Here is a 451-nt window from a genome sequence, read left to right as displayed (position 1 = left end):
ATGAACGCCGCCACCCAGCCAAACTTGCCAAGGCCGGACAATGCCCAGGCATATGCCACCAGCCCCGGCGCGACACCGAAGGCCACACAATCGGAGAGTGAGTCATACTCCGCCCCGAATTTGCTCTGGGTATTGGTCATCCGCGCCACCCCACCGTCCATCCCGTCCAGGATGCCGGCAATGATGATCCCCAGAGCGGCGTTCTCAAAATGCCCGTTCATGGCCGCCACGATGGCGTAGAACCCGGCAAACAGCGCCGCCGTGGTAAACAGGTTCGGCAAAAGGTAAACCCCCTTGTGGCGAGCGCCAGTACGATGCTCTGCTTCCACAACCTCAAAGGTTTCCGGCGTATCCGTCGCTGTTGTCTTGTCGTTATCCTGCATGGTTATCCACCCATTAATGATGGCGCTAGTGTAACGCAGTGCCCCCAAACAAAAAACGCGGCCGAAGC

Annotated in this window: 1 protein-coding gene; it reads right to left on the bottom strand. The window is 58.8% G+C overall.

The window, feature by feature from the left end:
- Positions 1–383 (bottom strand): phosphatidylcholine/phosphatidylserine synthase (locus A3754_RS23840; protein WP_197468825.1); only part of this gene is annotated, 383 nt, incomplete at its 3' end.
- Between the last annotated feature and the right edge of the window lie 68 nt (positions 384–451).

The organism is Alcanivorax sp. HI0083 (assembly GCF_001635175.1).
Note: the sequence above shows the minus strand (reverse complement) of the source record. Positions and strands in the feature narration are given on the sequence as shown.